General features: G+C 64.2%; 15 protein-coding genes and 1 tRNA gene. All 16 read left to right on the top strand.

Features of this window, described 5'->3' with window-relative positions:
* Positions 1–144: EF-Tu C-terminal domain-related protein (locus M2319_RS23125; protein ID WP_454557350.1), on the top strand; the 144-nt coding region annotated here is incomplete at its 5' end.
* Between the two features lie 323 nt (positions 145–467).
* Positions 468–1058: a hypothetical protein gene (locus tag M2319_RS23120; RefSeq protein ID WP_264603837.1), complete on the top strand. Its 591-nt coding sequence runs from the start codon at positions 468–470 to the stop codon at positions 1056–1058.
* A gap of 96 nt (positions 1059–1154) precedes the next feature.
* Positions 1155–1230: transfer RNA gene (locus M2319_RS23115), tRNA-Trp, on the top strand.
* A gap of 132 nt (positions 1231–1362) precedes the next feature.
* Entirely contained in the window at positions 1363–1560 is a 198-nt protein-coding gene (secE, locus tag M2319_RS23110; RefSeq protein WP_111436846.1) for a preprotein translocase subunit SecE, read from the top strand.
* 36 nt (positions 1561–1596) lie between these two features.
* Entirely contained in the window at positions 1597–2127 is a 531-nt protein-coding gene (gene nusG, locus M2319_RS23105; protein ID WP_264603836.1) for a transcription termination/antitermination protein NusG, read from the top strand.
* A 106-nt stretch (positions 2128–2233) separates the two neighbouring features.
* Entirely contained in the window at positions 2234–2662 is a 429-nt protein-coding gene (gene rplK / locus M2319_RS23100; RefSeq protein WP_264603835.1) for a 50S ribosomal protein L11, read from the top strand.
* A 5-nt stretch (positions 2663–2667) separates the two neighbouring features.
* Positions 2668–3363: a 50S ribosomal protein L1 gene (gene rplA / locus M2319_RS23095; protein ID WP_264603834.1), complete on the top strand. Its 696-nt coding sequence runs from the start codon at positions 2668–2670 to the stop codon at positions 3361–3363.
* A gap of 349 nt (positions 3364–3712) precedes the next feature.
* A complete protein-coding gene (rplJ, locus tag M2319_RS23090) occupies positions 3713–4231 on the top strand; it encodes a 50S ribosomal protein L10 (RefSeq protein WP_264603833.1) in 519 nt (172 codons plus the stop codon).
* A 54-nt stretch (positions 4232–4285) separates the two neighbouring features.
* On the top strand, positions 4286–4660 hold the full coding sequence (gene rplL / locus M2319_RS23085) for a 50S ribosomal protein L7/L12 (RefSeq protein WP_264603832.1): 375 nt from the start codon (positions 4286–4288) through the stop codon (positions 4658–4660).
* Positions 4661–4863: 203 nt separating this feature from the next.
* Positions 4864–9006, top strand: a complete 4143-nt coding sequence (gene rpoB / locus M2319_RS23080) for a DNA-directed RNA polymerase subunit beta (protein ID WP_264603831.1) — start codon at positions 4864–4866, stop codon at positions 9004–9006.
* A gap of 106 nt (positions 9007–9112) precedes the next feature.
* Positions 9113–13321, top strand: a complete 4209-nt coding sequence (rpoC, locus tag M2319_RS23075) for a DNA-directed RNA polymerase subunit beta' (protein WP_264603830.1) — start codon at positions 9113–9115, stop codon at positions 13319–13321.
* Between the two features lie 229 nt (positions 13322–13550).
* On the top strand, positions 13551–13835 hold the full coding sequence (locus M2319_RS23070) for a transcriptional regulator (RefSeq protein ID WP_264603829.1): 285 nt from the start codon (positions 13551–13553) through the stop codon (positions 13833–13835).
* 611 nt (positions 13836–14446) lie between these two features.
* Positions 14447–14818: a 30S ribosomal protein S12 gene (rpsL, locus tag M2319_RS23065; protein ID WP_111436834.1), complete on the top strand. Its 372-nt coding sequence runs from the start codon at positions 14447–14449 to the stop codon at positions 14816–14818.
* A 15-nt stretch (positions 14819–14833) separates the two neighbouring features.
* Positions 14834–15304: a 30S ribosomal protein S7 gene (gene rpsG / locus M2319_RS23060; RefSeq protein WP_264603828.1), complete on the top strand. Its 471-nt coding sequence runs from the start codon at positions 14834–14836 to the stop codon at positions 15302–15304.
* Between the two features lie 24 nt (positions 15305–15328).
* Entirely contained in the window at positions 15329–17404 is a 2076-nt protein-coding gene (gene fusA / locus M2319_RS23055) for an elongation factor G (protein WP_264603827.1), read from the top strand.
* Positions 17405–17454: 50 nt separating this feature from the next.
* On the top strand, positions 17455–17546 hold a 92-nt coding region (locus tag M2319_RS23050), incomplete at its 3' end, for a GTP-binding protein (protein WP_264603838.1).

Below are 17546 nucleotides of genomic sequence, written 5' to 3'. Positions count from 1 at the left end.
ACGGAGATGGTGATGCCGGGCGACAACGTGACGATGGACGTGACGCTGATCGTGCCGATCGCGATGGAAGAAAAGCTGCGCTTCGCCATCCGCGAAGGCGGCCGCACGGTTGGAGCAGGGGTGGTGGCGCAGATTATCGAGTAATCGATAATCGCGGCGCCGACCCGTCCGCGACAAGCGCGAACGGTGGCGGTGCCGGCGTCGTCGCGCAGATCATCGAGTAGCGTTTCTGCCGACCGGCCTTTCGCCGGTCACTGAAAAGATTGAGGCCCCGCGCGGAGAAACCTGCGCGGGGCTTTTCGTTGTGCCGTCGTTGGTTGTCCGTCCGAGCACGCGCCGGCGCCTTTCGTGCCGCTACCAATTGGCCGGTTGTGGTCGGAACCGCTGATTGTATCCTCGGAGTATTCGGGGCGCCGGCGGCGTTGTCCCGCTATCGCTGCCTTTTGTGTCCTTGTGAGAGGGATTTCGTGAAGACCGTCGATCCACGCAGGGGCAGGGCCAGAATCAACGAGAGCTCAGGCGCCCTTGAGATCACGATTCCCGCCCGCAAGCGGGTTCTCTACATCGTGTCTTATGCCCCCATGGTGCTCATCTCGATGGTCCTGGGCGGGGTCTTGATTTCTTACGCGGTCGCGAGTGTGACTAACTTGCCTGACACGCTTGGGCCATTGCTTGCTGTTTTCGTCTTCGCGCTGGCCTGGCTGCTGATTAGCAGTTTGCCCGTGTTCACCCTGCTCTGGATGTTCTGGGGCAGAGAAGTGGTCGTCTTCAATGGCGACGGCATGACCCACCGGCGCTGCCTGTTCGGGTTGGGAACCGACCGACGCTACGACCTTGTCCATATGAGGCGGCTTCGGGTGGTGCGCGAAATCGCTCCGGGCTGGGGCATGCGAAGCGGACCGTTCACATCGACCGGCCAGATGATCGGCATCTCCGGCGGCAGCCTGGCCTTCGACTACGGCATGAAGACGCCGCATTTCGGCGCGGCGCTGGACGATGCGGAGGCGGCACATATTCGCGAGGAGATCTGCAAACGGGCGCCGACGATCTGCGCGTGATGCCGTGGCCGGGCATTATTTTCGGCCGGTGGATTGACCCCCTTGCAAATGGGCAAAAATCTTCCTAGTTAGAGCGGCCGAAAGGCGCTCGACGATAGGGGTGTAGCTCAGTTGGTAGAGCATCGGTCTCCAAAACCGAGGGTCGGGGGTTCGAGTCCCTCCGCCCCTGCCATCGTTTTTTGTCCCATAAGGGTTGCGGAATCAGTCTGGACGTCCTAATAACGCGGTCCTCAGGGTTTATCGGGAACCGGATGGCGGCGCGTGGGCGAAGATGCTTGCGCGCCTCAAGTTCATGAGTTTTTGAATGGCGAAGACCAATCCGTTCACATTCATCCAGCAGGTGCGCGCCGAGACCGCCAAGGTCTCCTGGCCGACCCGCCGCGAGACCGGCATCACCACCGTCATGGTCTTCGTGATGGTGTTCTTCGCTGCGATGTTTTTTCTGTTGGTCGACCAGCTCCTGAGCCTCGGTGTCGGGTTTTTGCTCGGCGTCAGCGGTTGAGCCCCTTTTGAGAGAGCCTTCAAGGAACGCGGAATAATGGCCAAGCGCTGGTACATCGTGCACGCCTACTCGAATTTCGAGAAGAAGGTCGCCGATTCCATCCGGGAAAAAGCGGTGGCGACCGGCCTGGACCATCTGTTCGACGAAATCCTGGTGCCGACCGAAAAGGTCGTCGAGGTGCGCCGCGGCCGCAAGGTCGATGCCGAGCGCAAGTTTTTTCCCGGCTATGTGCTGGTCAAGGTGGATTTGACGGACGACGCCTACCATCTGATCAAGAACACGCCGAAGGTCACCGGGTTCCTCGGGGCGGACAAGAAGCCGATCCCGATTTCCGACGCCGAAGCCGACCGTATCCTCCACCAGGTGCAGGAGGGCGTGGAGAGGCCGAAACCGTCGATCAGTTTCGAGGTGGGCGAGCAGGTGCGCGTTTCCGACGGCCCGTTCGCCTCGTTCAACGGTCTCGTCGAGGAGATCGACGAGGAGCGGGCACGGCTCAAGGTGGCCGTGTCGATCTTCGGCCGGGCGACCCCGGTCGAACTGGAATACGGTCAGGTCGAAAAGCTCTGACCGCATCCGTCTGGCGGGAGGTGAGGGATGCTTTCGCCGGCATCCCGGCAACCGAACCGCCGGCTCCCGACCGCCGGCACTGCCGGCATCATGACTGGAGAAGAAGATGGCGAAGAAAATCGAAGGGTACTTGAAACTGCAAGTGCCTGCCGGCTCGGCGACCCCGTCGCCGCCGATCGGTCCCGCGCTCGGTCAGCGCGGCCTCAACATCATGGAGTTCTGCAAGGCGTTCAACGCCCAGAGCCAGGAGATGGAGAAGGGCGCTCCGTGCCCGACGGTCATTACCTATTTCAGTGACCGCTCCTTCACCTTCGAGATCAAGACCCCGCCGGTCAGCCACTACCTGAAGAAGGCGGCGAAGCTGCCGAAGGGCGCCTCGGCGCCGGGTCGCGGCACCGTCGGCCGGGTCACCCGCGCACAGGTCCGCGAAATCGCCGAAGCGAAGATGAAGGACCTCAACGCCGCTTCCGTGGAATCGGCAATGCGCATGGTCGAAGGTTCCGCCCGCTCGATGGGCGTCGAGGTGACGGAGTAACGACGATGGCCGGCAAGAAACAACGTACCGCCCGCGAAAGCGTCGACCGCAGCGCCGTCTACTCGATCGACGAGGCCGTGAAGCTGGTCAAGCAGGCATCGACCGCCAAGTTCGACGAGTCCGTCGAGGTGGCGATCAATCTCGGCGTCGATCCGCGCCATGCGGATCAGATGGTGCGCGGCGTCTGCGTGCTGCCGAACGGCACCGGGCGCACCGTGCGCGTCGCCGTCTTCGCCCGCGGCGACAAGGCCGAGGAAGCGACCAAGGCCGGTGCCGACATCGTCGGTGCGGAGGAGCTGGTGGAGAAGGTGCAGAAGGGCGAGATCGACTTCGACCGCTGCATCGCGACGCCGGACATGATGCCGCTGGTCGGCCGGCTCGGCAAGATTCTCGGTCCTCGCGGCCTGATGCCGAACCCGAAGGTCGGCACGGTGACCCAGGACGTCGCCTCGGCGGTCAACGACGCCAAGGGCGGCGCGGTCCAGTTCCGCGTCGAGAAGGCCGGCATCGTCCATGCCGGCGTCGGCAAGGTGTCGTTCGACGAAGGCAAGCTGGTGGAAAACATCAAGGCGCTGGCAAGCGCGGTCTCCAAGGCAAAGCCCACGGGCGCCAAGGGCACCTATTTCCGCCGCATGGCGATTTCGTCGACGATGGGGCCCGGCGTGCGCGTCGATGTTGCCTCGGTCGTTTCGGCCACCTAGAGTTTAGAAAGTTTCCGCCCGGCGCCAGGCGCCGGGCGGATCGGTCTCCGGCCGGCGTCGCCTCAGACGACCTGCCCGGAGGCCACCCTGTCCGAGATTGCAGGTGGGGCAAGCTTCCCTCGGGGGCGCGCCGCTTAAGCCAGAAGGGCCTGCATGAGACGGGTGCGACCGATTTTTCCCGGCCCTTGCGGCCGACGATCGGTTCGGACCGTTGCGCCTTGCGGCACCTTCCGGGGTCCGCCAGGGGACAGGCACGCAAGCGTCGCCATGGCCTCTGGCAAGAACGCCGGAACAAGTGGCGGCAATGGTAACCGGCGGATGTCCCCATCCGCCATTTGGAGAGAGGCAAGTGGATAGAGCTGAAAAGCGAGAGGCTGTCGCGGCTCTCAACGAGGTGTTCAAGAGCACCGGCGTTGTTGTCGTGACCCACAATTTGGGCCTCACGGTCGCCCAGATGAACGACCTCAGGTCGCGCATGCGGGAAGCCGGAGCAACCCTGAAAGTGGCCAAAAACCGTCTCGCGAAGCTTGCCCTTGACGGCACGGATGTCGAGCACATCTCCGACCTGTTCCAGGGTCCCGTTGCGATCGCCTATTCGGACGATCCGGTAACGGCCCCGAAGATCGTGTCGGATTTCGCCAAGTCGACCGACAAGCTGGTCGTTCTCGGCGGTGCGCTCGGCGCCACCAATCTCGATGCGAACGGTGTGAAGGCCCTGGCCGATCTGCCGTCGCTCGACGAACTGCGCGCCAAGCTGGTCGGCATGATCAACACGCCGGCAACGCGTATCGCGCAGGTCGTCAACGCTCCGGCCGGGCAGATCGCCCGCGTGCTCGGAGCCTATGCCGAAAAGGGTAATGCGGCGTGAGGCCGTTCACTGAAACTCCGAACCGACGGTTCGAACTGACAAGGTAACGAGACAATGGCAGATCTGGAAAAAATTGCTGAAGAGCTTTCCAACCTCACCGTGATGGAGGCCGCCGAGCTCTCCAAGATGCTCGAGGAGAAGTGGGGCGTTTCCGCCGCCGCTCCGGTGGCTGTTGCCGCTGCGGCCGGTGGTGGTGAAGCCGCCGCGGTTGAGGAAAAGGACGAGTTCGACGTCATCCTGACGTCGGCGGGCGACAAGAAGATCAACGTGATCAAGGAAGTCCGCGCCATCACCGGCCTCGGCCTGAAGGAAGCCAAGGACCTCGTGGAAGGTGCGCCGAAGCCTGTGAAGGAAGGCGCCTCCAAGGACGAGGCCGAAGAGCTGAAGAAAAAGCTGGAAGACGCCGGTGCGTCTGTCGAGCTGAAGTAGCGCAAGCTATTTTTGGGGGCGGCTCCGGGTTGTCGATCCGGAGCCGCGTCCGGCCATAGCGGTCCCGCGGATGCGGACCGGTTTTTTTGACGGCCCGCACGGGCCGATTGGCGTTTCCGACGGGCGGCTGTCCCGATGATCGATGCCCCGGATGGGGCCCGGTCCTCCGGACAGTCGCAGCCAGGGCGGTACGAGGAGCGAGAATGACGCAGACGTTCAACGGGCGCAGAAGGGTTCGCAAGTATTTCGGGTCGATCCGCGAAGTCGCCAAGATGCCGAACCTCATCGAGGTTCAAAAGGCGTCGTACGACCAGTTCCTCCAGGTCGAGGAGCCGGATGGCGGACGCACCGAGGAGGGCCTGCAGGCGGTCTTCAAGTCGGTTTTCCCGATTTCCGACTTCGCCGGCACGGCGCTTCTGGAGTTCGTTTCCTACGAGTTCGAGCCGCCGAAATACGACGTCGAGGAATGCCGGCAGCGCGACATGACCTTCGCCGCGCCGCTGAAGGTGACGCTGCGGCTGATCGTGTTCGACGTCGACGAGGAGACCGGCGCCAAGTCCGTCAAGGACATCAAGGAGCAGGACGTCTATATGGGCGACATGCCGCTGATGACGTCCAACGGCACCTTCATCATCAATGGCACCGAGCGCGTCATCGTTTCCCAGATGCACCGCTCGCCGGGCGTCTTCTTCGACCACGACAAGGGCAAGACCCATTCCTCGGGCAAGCTCCTGTTCGCGGCGCGGATCATTCCCTATCGCGGCTCCTGGCTCGACATCGAGTTCGACGCCAAGGACATCGTCCATGCGCGCATCGACCGGCGCCGGAAGATTCCGGTAACGTCGCTGATGTTCGCGCTCGGCCTCGATTCCGAAGAGATCCTCGACACCTTCTACCAGCGCATCCTCTACACCCGCTCCGGCGACGGCTGGCAGATGCCCTATGACGCCCAGCGCATGAAGGGCTTCAAGCCGACGAGCGACCTGATCGACGCCAAGACCGGCGAAGTGGTCGTGGAAGCGGGCCGCAAGATCACGGCGCGGCTTGCCCGCCAGCTCGGCGAGAAGGGCGTGGAGGCCCTCAAGGTCTCCGACGAGGAGCTGTGCGGCCATTACCTCGCCGAGGACATCGTCAACGCCGAGACCGGCGAGATCTACGCCGAGGCCGGCGACGAGATCACCGAGAAGATGCTGCAGGGCTTCATCGAGCGCGGCTATGACGAGATCCCGGTGCTCGACATCGACCACGTCAACACCGGCGGCTACATCCGCAACACGCTCGCCGTCGACAAGAACGAGGCGCGCGAAGAGGCGCTGTTCGACATCTACCGGGTGATGCGCCCGGGCGAGCCGCCGACCCTTGAGACCGCCGAGGCGATGTTCCATTCGCTGTTCTTCGATCCGGAGCGCTACGACCTGTCGGCCGTCGGCCGGGTCAAGATGAACATGCGCCTCGACCTCAAATGCGAGGACACCGTGCGCGTGCTGCGCCGCGAGGACGTGCTGGCCGTCATCAAGACGCTGGTCGACCTGCGCGACGGCAAGGGCGAGATCGACGACATCGACAATCTCGGCAACCGCCGGGTGCGCTCGGTCGGCGAGCTGATGGAGAACCAGTACCGCATCGGCCTTTTGCGCATGGAGCGGGCGATCAAGGAGCGGATGTCGTCGGTCGAGATCGACACGGTGATGCCGCAGGACCTGATCAACGCCAAGCCGGCGGCCGCGGCCGTGCGCGAGTTCTTCGGCTCCTCGCAGCTCTCGCAGTTCATGGACCAGACCAACCCGCTGTCGGAGATCACCCACAAGCGGCGCCTGTCGGCGCTCGGCCCGGGCGGTCTGACCCGCGAGCGGGCGGGCTTCGAGGTGCGCGACGTGCACCCGACCCACTATGGCCGGATCTGCCCGATCGAGACGCCGGAAGGCCCGAATATCGGCCTCATCAACTCGCTGGCGACCTTTGCCCGGGTCAACAAGTACGGCTTCATCGAGAGCCCGTACCGCCGGGTCAAGGAAGGCCAGGTCACCGACGAGGTCACGTATCTGTCGGCGATGGAGGAGTCCAAGTACCACGTCGCGCAGGCCAACGCCCCGATCAGCATGGAGGGTCGCTTCGAGGGCGACCTCCTGACCGCGCGCCATGCCGGCGACGTCGTCATGACGACGCCGGACGGCGTGGAGTTCATGGACGTCTCGCCGAAGCAGCTCGTTTCGGTCGCCGCGGCGCTGATCCCGTTCCTTGAGAACGACGACGCCAACCGCGCGCTGATGGGCTCCAACATGCAGCGTCAGGCCGTGCCGCTGGTGCGCGCCGAGGCGCCGCTGGTCGGCACCGGCATGGAGCCGATCGTCGCCAGCGATTCCGGGGCCGCCATCGGCGCCCGCCGGGCCGGCGTCGTCGATCAGGTCGACGCCACTCGTATCGTCGTGCGCGCAACCGCCGATCTCGACCCGACCAAGTCCGGCGTCGACATCTACCGGCTGATGAAGTTCCAGCGCTCCAACCAGAACACCTGCATCAACCAGCGCCCGCTGGTCACCGTGGGTGACGTCGTGGCCAAGGGCGAGATCATCGCCGACGGCCCGTCGACGGAGCTGGGCGATCTCGCCCTCGGCCGCAACGTGCTGGTCGCGTTCATGCCGTGGAACGGCTACAACTTCGAAGACTCCATCCTCTTGTCCGAGCGGATCGTCCGCGACGACGTCTTCACCTCGATCCACATCGAGGAATTCGAGGTGATGGCCCGCGACACCAAGCTCGGTCCGGAGGAGATCACGCGCGACATTCCGAACGTTTCGGAAGAGGCGCTGAAGAACCTCGACGAGGCCGGCATCGTCTATATCGGTGCCGAGGTCAACGCCGGCGACATCCTCGTCGGCAAGATCACGCCGAAGGGCGAGAGCCCGATGACGCCGGAAGAAAAGCTCCTGCGCGCCATCTTCGGCGAAAAGGCCTCGGACGTCCGCGACACCTCGCTGCGGCTGCCGCCGGGTGCCACCGGCACGGTCGTGGAAGTGCGCGTCTTCAACCGCCACGGCGTGGAGAAGGACGAGCGCGCAATGGCGATCGAGCGCGAGGAGATCGAGCGCCTCGCCAAGGACCGCGACGACGAGCAGGCGATCCTCGACCGCAACGTCTACGGCCGCCTGTCGGAGACGCTCGTCGGCAAGACCGCCAATGCCGGGCCGAAGGGCTTCAAGAAGGACACCGAGATCACCGAGGAGGTCCTCAACGGCTATCCGCGCAGCCAGTGGTGGCAGTTCGCCGTCTCCGACGAGGCCCAGATGGCCGAGATCGAGGCGCTGCGCAACCAGTATGACGAATCCCGCAAGCAGCTCGAGCAGCGCTTCATCGACAAGGTCGAGAAGCTGCAGCGCGGCGACGAGCTGCCGCCGGGCGTCATGAAGATGGTCAAGGTGTTCGTCGCGGTGAAGCGCAAGCTGCAGCCGGGCGACAAGATGGCCGGCCGTCACGGCAACAAGGGCGTCGTCTCCAAGATCGTTCCGGTCGAGGACATGCCGTTCCTGGACGACGGCACCCATGTGGACATCGTGCTCAATCCGCTCGGCGTGCCGAGCCGGATGAATGTCGGTCAGATCCTGGAGACCCATCTGGGCTGGGCCTGCGCCGGCATGGGCCACAAGATCGGCGAGATGGTCGATGCCTACAAGCGCGAGGGCAACATCACGCCGCTGCGCACCGAACTGGAAGGCATCTACGATCCGGAACGCGACCTGATCTCGGTCGCCGAGAGCGACGACGACACGGTCGTCATGCTCGGCGAGCAGCTCAAGAAGGGCATGGCGATCGCCACGCCGGTGTTCGACGGCGCCCATGAGCCGGACATCGTCGAACTGCTTGAAAAGGCAGGTCTCGACCGCTCCGGTCAGGTCACGCTGTTCGACGGACGCACCGGCGAGCAGTTCCACCGCAAGGTGACCGTCGGCTACATCTACATGCTGAAGCTGCACCACCTGGTGGACGACAAGATCCACGCCCGTTCGATCGGCCCCTACAGCCTCGTGACCCAGCAGCCGCTGGGCGGCAAGGCGCAGTTCGGCGGCCAGCGTTTCGGCGAAATGGAGGTCTGGGCACTGGAAGCCTACGGCGCGGCCTATACATTGCAGGAAATGCTGACCGTCAAATCGGACGACGTTGCCGGCCGGACCAAGGTGTACGAGGCGATCGTGCGCGGCGACGACACGTTCGAGGCCGGTATTCCGGAAAGCTTCAACGTGCTGGTCAAGGAAATGCGCTCGCTCGGCCTCAATGTGGAGCTGACGACGACGAAGGAACCGGACGAACCGGCGGGCGAGGACGACCTGCCGGCGGACGCGGCGGAGTGATCCGCCGCGTGCCCCCTTCGACACAGCAATTCGATGCCAAACTCGTGCGGGTTCGACGGCGTGACGCGGCAAACGCCATGATCGATCGCACTTATGGAGAGAGCCTATGAACCAAGAGGTCATGAACCTTTTCAACCCTCAGGCTCAGGCCCAGACTTTCGATCAGATCCGCATCTCGATCGCCAGTCCGGAAAAGATCCTGTCGTGGTCTTTCGGTGAGATCAAGAAGCCGGAGACCATCAACTACCGGACCTTCAAGCCGGAGCGGGACGGCCTGTTCTGCGCCCGCATCTTCGGCCCGATCAAGGACTACGAGTGCTTGTGCGGCAAGTACAAGCGGATGAAGTACAAGGGCGTCATCTGCGAGAAGTGCGGCGTTGAGGTCACGCTCAGCCGGGTCCGGCGCGAGCGCATGGGCCATATCGAGCTGGCCGCTCCGGTCGCCCATATCTGGTTCCTGAAGTCGCTTCCGAGCCGCATCGGCATGCTGCTCGACATGACGCTGAAGGACCTGGAGCGCATCCTCTACTTCGAGAACTACGTCGTCATCGAGCCGGGCCTGACCCCGATGACGCAGTACCAGTTGCTGTCGGAGGAAGAGTACCTGCGCATGCAGGACGAGTACGGCGAGGACGCCTTCACGGCGATGATCGGCGCGGAGGCGATCCGCGAGATCCTGATCTCGCTCGACCTGCCGAAGCTCGCCGAACAGCTTCGCGTGGAGATCGCGGAATCGACCTCCGAACTGAAGCCGAAGAAGCTCGCCAAGCGGCTGAAGCTGGTCGAGGCGTTCATCGAATCCGGCAACAAGCCGGAGTGGATGATCCTCAAGGTCGTGCCGGTGATCCCGCCGGACCTGCGCCCGCTGGTGCCGCTCGACGGCGGCCGGTTCGCGACCTCGGACCTCAACGACCTCTACCGCCGCGTCATCAACCGGAACAACCGCCTGAAGCGGCTGATCGAGCTGCGCGCGCCGGACATCATCATCCGCAACGAAAAGCGGATGCTGCAGGAGGCCGTCGACGCCCTGTTCGACAACGGCCGCAGAGGCCGCGTCATCACCGGCGCCAACAAGCGTCCGCTGAAGTCGCTGTCCGACATGCTGAAGGGCAAGCAGGGCCGGTTCCGCCAGAACCTCCTCGGCAAGCGCGTCGACTATTCCGGCCGCTCGGTCATCGTGGTCGGCCCGGAGCTGAAGCTGCACCAGTGCGGCCTGCCCAAGAAGATGGCGCTGGAGCTGTTCAAGCCGTTCATCTATTCGCGGCTCGATGCCAAGGGCTTCTCGTCCACGGTCAAGCAGGCCAAGAAGCTGGTGGAGAAGGAAAAGCCGGAAGTCTGGGATATCCTCGACGAGGTCATCCGCGAGCATCCGGTGCTCCTCAACCGCGCCCCGACGCTGCACCGGTTGGGCATCCAGGCCTTTGAGCCGGTGCTGATCGAGGGCAAGGCGATCCAGCTTCATCCGCTCGTCTGCGCGGCCTTCAACGCCGACTTCGACGGCGACCAGATGGCGGTCCACGTGCCGCTGTCGCTGGAAGCCCAGCTCGAAGCCCGCGTGCTGATGATGTCGACCAACAACATCCTGCACCCGGCCAACGGCTCGCCGATCATCGTGCCGTCCCAGGACATCGTGCTCGGCCTCTACTACCTGTCGCTGATCGCGGACGGGGAGCCGGGCGAGGGCATGCTGTTCGGCGACATGGGCGAACTGGCCCACGCGCTGGAATCGAAGGCTGTTTCGCTGCACGCCAAGGTCCGCGGCCGGCATCGTTCGGTCGACGCGGAAGGCAATGTCGTCTCCAAGATCTACGAGACGACGCCGGGCCGGATGATGATCGGCGAACTGCTGCCGAAGCATCCCGAGGTTCCCTTCGACATCTGCAACAAGCTGATGACGAAGAAGGAAATCTCCAAGATGATCGACGTGGTCTACCGGGCCTGCGGTCAGAAGGAGACGGTCATCTTCTGCGACCGCGTGATGGCGCTCGGCTTTTCCAATGCGTTCAAGGCTGGCATCTCCTTCGGCAAGGATGACATGGTCATTCCGGACACCAAGCACGGCCTGGTGGAGGAGACCCGCGAACTCGCCAAGGAATACGAGCAGCAGTACAATGACGGCCTGATCACTCAGGGCGAGAAGTACAACAAGGTCGTCGACGCCTGGGCCAAGTGCACGGACCGCGTCGCCGAGGAGATGATGAAGCGCATCTCGTCGGTCCAGATGGACGAGGAGACCGGCCGTCAAAAGCAGATCAACTCGATCTACATGATGAGCCACTCCGGTGCCCGCGGCTCGCCGGCGCAGATGAAGCAGCTCGCCGGCATGCGTGGCCTGATGGCCAAGCCGTCGGGCGAGATCATCGAAAGCCCGATCATCGCCAACTTCAAGGAAGGCCTGTCGGTTCTGGAGTACTTCAACTCCACCCACGGTGCCCGCAAGGGCCTCGCCGACACCGCCCTGAAGACCGCGAACTCGGGCTACCTGACGCGTCGTCTGGTCGACGTCGCCCAGGACTCGATCGTCTACGAGCCGGATTGCGGCACCTCCGAGGGCCTGACCATGCAGGCCGTGATCGACGCCGGTAACGTCGTCGCTTCGCTCGGCCAGCGCATCCTCGGCCGGACCTCGGCTGAGGACATCGTCAGCCCGGCGGACGGCTCGGTGATCGTGCCGGCCAACACGCTGCTTGAGGAGCGTGAGGTGGAGAAGATCGAGGCGGCCGGCGTCCAGCGGGTGAAGATCCGCTCGGTGCTGACCTGCGAGGCCTCGGTCGGCGTCTGCGGCGCCTGCTACGGCCGCGACTTGGCCCGCGGCACCCCGGTCAACCGGGGTGAGGCGGTCGGCGTCATCGCCGCCCAGTCGATCGGCGAGCCGGGGACCCAGCTCACCATGCGCACGTTCCACATCGGCGGCACGGCGCAGGTGGTCGACCAGTCGTTCCTGGAATCGAACTTCGACGGCAAGATCGAGATCCGCAACCGCAACGTCGCCCGCGACTCCGAAGGCAAGCTCGTCACCATGGGCCGCAATACGTCGATCGCGATCCTCGATGCGGAGGGCAACGAACGCTCGACGCACCGGATCGTCGCCGGTGCGCGGCTCTATGTCGACGATGGCGACGAGATCAAGCGCAGCCAGCGGATCGCCGAATGGGATCCGTACACGCGCCCGATCCTCACCGAAGTCGACGGCGTCATCGACTACGAGGACCTGGTCGAAGGCGGCTCGCTGCAGGAATCGACCGACGAGGCGACGGGCATCACCAAGCGCGTCGTCACCGACTGGCGCTCTTCCGCCCGCAGTGCCGACCTGAAGCCGGCGATCGTCATCAAGGACGACAAGGGCGAGATCGCACGTCTGCCGCGTGGCGGCGAGGCGCGCTATCTGCTGGCGGCGGAAGCAGTGCTGTCGGCCGATCCGGGCACACGGGTCAAGGCCGGCGACGTGGTCGCGCGTATTCCGCTGGAAAGTGCCAAGACCCGCGACATCACCGGCGGTCTGCCGCGCGTTGCCGAGCTGTTCGAGGCCCGGCGTCCGAAGGACCACGCGGTGATCGCGGAGATCGACGGCACGGTGCGGTTCGGGCGCGACTACAAGAACAAGCGTCGCGTCATCATCGAGCCGCATGACGAGAGCCAGGAGCCGGTCGAGTACCTGCTGCCCAAGGGCAAGCACATGCACCTGCAGGACGGCGACACCATCGAGAAGGGCGAGTACCTGCTCGACGGCAATCCGGCCCCGCACGACATCCTCGCCATCAAGGGCGTGGAGGCGCTGGCGACCTATCTCGTCAACGAGATCCAGGACGTCTACCGGCTGCAGGGCGTGACGATCAACGACAAGCACATCGAGGTGATCGTTCGCCAGATGCTGCAGAAGGTCGAGATCACCGATGCGGGCGAGAGCGGCCTGATCACCGGCGAGCAGATCGACAAGGTCGAGTTCGAGGAGATCGTCGCGCTCTGCAACGAGGAGGGCAAGAAGCCGCCGACGGCGAACCCGGTCCTGCTGGGCATCACCAAGGCGAGCCTTCAGACCCGCTCGTTCATCTCCGCGGCATCGTTCCAGGAGACCACCCGCGTCCTCACCGAGGCGGCGGTCAACGGCAAGAGCGATACCCTGGAGGGCCTGAAGGAGAACGTCATCGTCGGCCGGCTGATCCCGGCCGGTACCGGCGGCACGGTGGGGCAGATCCGCTCCGTCGCGCGCCACCGGGACGATCTCATCCAGGAAGAGCGCCGCAAGCAGCAGCAGGCGAGCGTGGCCGAAGCCGCGCTGGAAGACCTGTCGCCGCCGGTCTCCCCGGCGGACTGATCGGAACCAGCCACGATCCGGCACCCGGATCGCGGAACAAGTCGGGCGGGCCGCTGCGGCGGCTCGCCCTTTTTTGTGCCGCGCGGCGGCGACGCCCCCGTTCGGGCATGCTGAGCGTTTGGCGCCACTACGGAATCGCCCTAGCTGCCCTAACTTTTTGTTTTGACCCGAATTCCTATCCGACGATCGGTTCCCGCCCTTCGGGAACAGCTTTCACAAGGAGATATCCATGGAACAGGACAATGCGCCGACGGTCTACATCCTCATCGGCCGGGCCTGGCGGGAGAAATCGGAGGACCGGGGGCCGGGCACGGCCGTGAACGTCGTCCTCGGTGCCCCCGACGACGACGGCGCGGTGCGCCGCACGCTGGAGGCGCTCGGCGAAAACGGCTTCGTGGAGGCCGAGCTCGACAAGATCGGCATCCTCACCGACGTGCCGGAGGAGGAGCCGTTCCTGCAGGCCTATCGCGATGCGATGGAAGGCAAGATGGCGGTCATCGCTTTCACGGACTGATTCCGGTTTTGGCCCCAAGTGTCGGCCCCGGCGAGGGAATCGCTTTTCGCGCCTGCCGGAATCAGGCGCTGCTCCGGCGGGTGATTCCGCCGACATGGTTTACGGATCGGGCCTCGTTTTCCCGTCCGGGCGCGCCGACCGGGAGGGCCGGTCTCCGATGGCCGCGCCGGCGCCGATTGCCGATCTTTCGCTTTGGTATACATTGGCGAAACGATATTGCGCGGATCGCCGTCATGGATTTGTAAAGATTCCCCGCCTGCGGCATTCGCGCCCGGCCATCCGCGCAGCCAGAAAAAACGCCGGCTCTTGGGCAAAAAACGGGCACGGTGGGGTTGACGCGGAATCCTGAAACGACTAGGTTCCGCCCACTTTCACGGCAGGTGGTAAGTCGGGTTGATCCGGTCCGCAACGAGGACTGGACGGAAGACTTAAACGCTGCCGCGTTTTTGGCGAGATTAGCCGGACACAAGATCGCGTCCATACGGATCGTGATCCTCTGTTGTTTAAAGGCGCCCTCCGCATCCTCTTTCGGGAGCGGGGCGGCGTTGTTCGTTCGCGCAGGGTTCTCCCTGTTGCGGAGGATCTTGAGCTGGATACGGAGAAGGCAAGGGATGCCGACGATTCAACAGCTGATCCGCAAGCCGCGGAAAAGCCCGCCCAAGCGCAACAAGGTGCCGGCCATGGAGGCCTGCCCCCAGAAGCGCGGCGTGTGCACGCGCGTCTACACGACCACCCCGAAGAAGCCGAACTCGGCGCTTCGCAAGGTCGCCAAGGTGCGCCTCACCAACGGCTTTGAGGTGATCGGCTACATCCCGGGCGAGGGGCATAACCTGCAGGAGCACTCGGTGGTGATGATCCGCGGCGGCCGCGTCAAGGACTTGCCGGGCGTCCGTTACCACATCCTGCGCGGTGTGCTCGATACGCAGGGCGTCAAGGATCGTAAGCAGCGCCGGTCGAAATACGGCGCCAAGCGGCCGAAGTAAGCGAGGGAAGCGGGAATGTCTCGTCGCCACAGTGCAGAGAAGCGCGATATTATTCCGGACCCGAAGTTCGGCGATATCGTCGTCACCAAGTTCATGAACTCGATCATGCGCGACGGCAAGAAGTCGGCCGCAGAGGCGATCGTCTACGGCGCCTTCGACGTGATCGAGGACAAGACCCGGCAGGAGCCGGTGTCGATCTTCCATCAGGCGCTCGACAACGTCATGCCGCAGATCGAAGTGCGCTCCCGGCGCGTCGGCGGCGCGACCTACCAGGTGCCGGTCGAGGTTCGTTCCGAGCGCCGCCAGGCGCTGGCCATCCGCTGGCTGATCACGGCGGCGCGCGGCCGCAACGAGCGGACGATGGTCGAGCGGCTGTCCGGCGAACTGCTGGACGCCTCCAACAACCGCGGCAACGCGGTGAAGAAGCGCGAAGACACGCACCGCATGGCGGAAGCGAACCGCGCCTTCTCCCATTACCGCTGGTAGCACGAACGTCGAGAGAGCGACCCCATGGCCCGCACCCACAAGATCGAAGACTACCGGAATTTCGGCATCATGGCGCACATCGATGCCGGCAAGACGACGACGACCGAGCGCGTCCTCTTCTATACCGGTCGCAGCCACAAGATCGGCGAAGTTCATGACGGCGCGGCGACCATGGACTGGATGGAGCAGGAGCAGGAGCGCGGCATCACGATCACGTCGGCCGCCACGACCTGCCACTGGCAGGACAAGCGCCTGAACATCATCGACACCCCGGGCCACGTCGACTTCACCATCGAGGTCGAGCGCTCGCTTCGCGTTCTCGACGGCGCCATCGCGCTCCTCGATGCCAATGCGGGCGTCGAGCCGCAGACCGAGACGGTGTGGCGCCAGGCCGACAAGTACCACGTCCCGCGGATGATCTTCGTCAACAAGATGGACAAGCTGGGCGCGGACTTCTACCGCTCGGTGGAGATGATCAAGAAGCGCCTCGGCGCCAATCCCGCCGTCATGCAGCTCCCCGTCGGCGCGGAATCCGATTTTGCCGGCGTGGTCGACCTGCTTCGCATGAAGGCGGTGATCTGGGACGCCGAGAACCTCGGCGCCTCGTTCCATGACGAGGAGATCCCGGCCGATCTCGCCGACAGGGCCAAGGAATACCGCGAGAAGCTCGTCGAGCAGGTCGTGGAACTCGACGAGGCCGTCATGGAGGCCTACCTCGAGGGCGAAGAGCCGGACATCGACACCATCAAGACGCTGATCCGCAAGGGCACGCTTTCCAACGAGCTGGTGCCGATCTTCTGTGGCTCGGCGTTCAAGAACAAGGGCGTGCAGCCGCTCCTCGACGGCGTCGTGGACTACCTGCCGAGCCCGATCGAGGTGCCGGCGATCAAGGGCATTGATCCCAAGACCGAGGAAGAGACCAAGCGCGTCTCGTCCGACGACCAGCCGCTGTCGATGCTGGCCTTCAAGATCATGAACGACCCGTTCGTCGGCTCGCTGACCTTCTGCCGCATCTATTCCGGCAAGCTGGAGACCGGCGTGTCGCTCCTCAACACGGTGAAGGAAAAGCGCGAGCGCATCGGCCGCATGATGCAGATGCACTCCAATCACCGCGAGGACATCAAGGAGGCCTATGCCGGCGACATCGTCGCCATTGCCGGCCTCAAGGACACCACCACCGGCGACACCCTGTGCGACCCGCTGAAGCCGGTGATCCTGGAGCGGATGGAATTCCCCGAGCCGGTCATCGAGATCGCCATCGAGCCGAAGACCAAGGCCGACCAGGAAAAGATGGGCATCGCCCTCAACCGCCTCGCCGCCGAGGACCCGTCCTTCCGGGTCAAGACCGACGAGGAATCCGGCCAGACCATCATGGCCGGCATGGGCGAGCTTCACCTCGACATTCTGGTCGACCGGATGAAGCGCGAATTCAAGGTGGAAGCGAATATCGGCGCCCCGCAGGTCGCCTATCGCGAGACCATCACCAAGCTGCACGAGATCGACTACACCCACAAGAAGCAGTCCGGCGGTTCGGGCCAGTTCGCCCGCGTCAAGCTGGTCATCGAGCCGGGTGAGCCGGGCGAGGGCTTCCAGTTCGAATCCAAGATCGTCGGCGGCAACGTGCCGAAGGAATATATCCCCGGCGTTTCCAAGGGTATCGAGAGCGTCATGGGCTCGGGTGTGATCGCCGGCTTCCCGGTGGTCGACATCAAGGCGACCCTCATCGACGGCGCCTACCACGACGTGGACTCCAGCGTGCTGGCGTTCGAGATCGCCTCCCGCGCCGCGTTCCGCGAGGCGCTGCAGAAGGCGGGTCCGAAGCTGCTGGAGCCGATGATGAAGGTCGAGGTGGTCACCCCGGACGAGTATATGGGCGACATCATCGGCGACCTGAACTCCCGGCGCGGCCAGATCACCGGCACCGAAAACCGGGGCATCGTCACCGTGGTCAACGCCATGGTGCCGCTCGCCAACATGTTCGGCTACGTCAACACGCTGCGCTCCATGAGCCAGGGCCGGGCCCAGTACACGATGCAGTTCGATCACTATTCGCAGGTGCCGCAAGCGGTCGCCGATGAAGTTCAGGCCAAATACGCCTGAGGACCCTTTTAACGCCGACTTGAAAAGTCAGAGAGAAACGGAGAGATCCGATGGCGAAAGAGAAGTTTGCGCGGACGAAACCGCACGTAAACATCGGGACGATTGGTCACGTGGACCACGGCAAGACGACGCTGACGGCCGC

Source organism: Rhodobium gokarnense (genome assembly GCF_025961475.1).
Lineage (GTDB): Bacteria > Pseudomonadota > Alphaproteobacteria > Rhizobiales > Rhodobiaceae > Rhodobium > Rhodobium gokarnense.
The sequence above is the reverse complement of the archived record's forward strand: the minus strand, read 5'-3'. Positions and strand labels throughout refer to the sequence as shown.

Bases quoted from the DNA above. Each gene is read 5' to 3' on its own strand.
- secE (WP_111436846.1), top strand. From the start codon at position 1,363: ATGGCGAAGACCAATCCGTTCACATTCATCCAGCAGGTGCGCGCCGAG.
- nusG (WP_264603836.1), top strand. From the start codon at position 1,597: ATGGCCAAGCGCTGGTACATCGTGCACGCCTACTCGAATTTCGAGAAG.
- rplK (WP_264603835.1), top strand. From the start codon at position 2,234: ATGGCGAAGAAAATCGAAGGGTACTTGAAACTGCAAGTGCCTGCCGGC.
- rplA (WP_264603834.1), top strand. From the start codon at position 2,668: ATGGCCGGCAAGAAACAACGTACCGCCCGCGAAAGCGTCGACCGCAGC.
- rplL (WP_264603832.1), top strand. From the start codon at position 4,286: ATGGCAGATCTGGAAAAAATTGCTGAAGAGCTTTCCAACCTCACCGTG.
- rpoB (WP_264603831.1), top strand. From the start codon at position 4,864: ATGACGCAGACGTTCAACGGGCGCAGAAGGGTTCGCAAGTATTTCGGG.
- rpoC (WP_264603830.1), top strand. From the start codon at position 9,113: ATGAACCAAGAGGTCATGAACCTTTTCAACCCTCAGGCTCAGGCCCAG.
- M2319_RS23070 (WP_264603829.1), top strand. From the start codon at position 13,551: ATGGAACAGGACAATGCGCCGACGGTCTACATCCTCATCGGCCGGGCC.
- rpsL (WP_111436834.1), top strand. From the start codon at position 14,447: ATGCCGACGATTCAACAGCTGATCCGCAAGCCGCGGAAAAGCCCGCCC.
- rpsG (WP_264603828.1), top strand. From the start codon at position 14,834: ATGTCTCGTCGCCACAGTGCAGAGAAGCGCGATATTATTCCGGACCCG.
- fusA (WP_264603827.1), top strand. From the start codon at position 15,329: ATGGCCCGCACCCACAAGATCGAAGACTACCGGAATTTCGGCATCATG.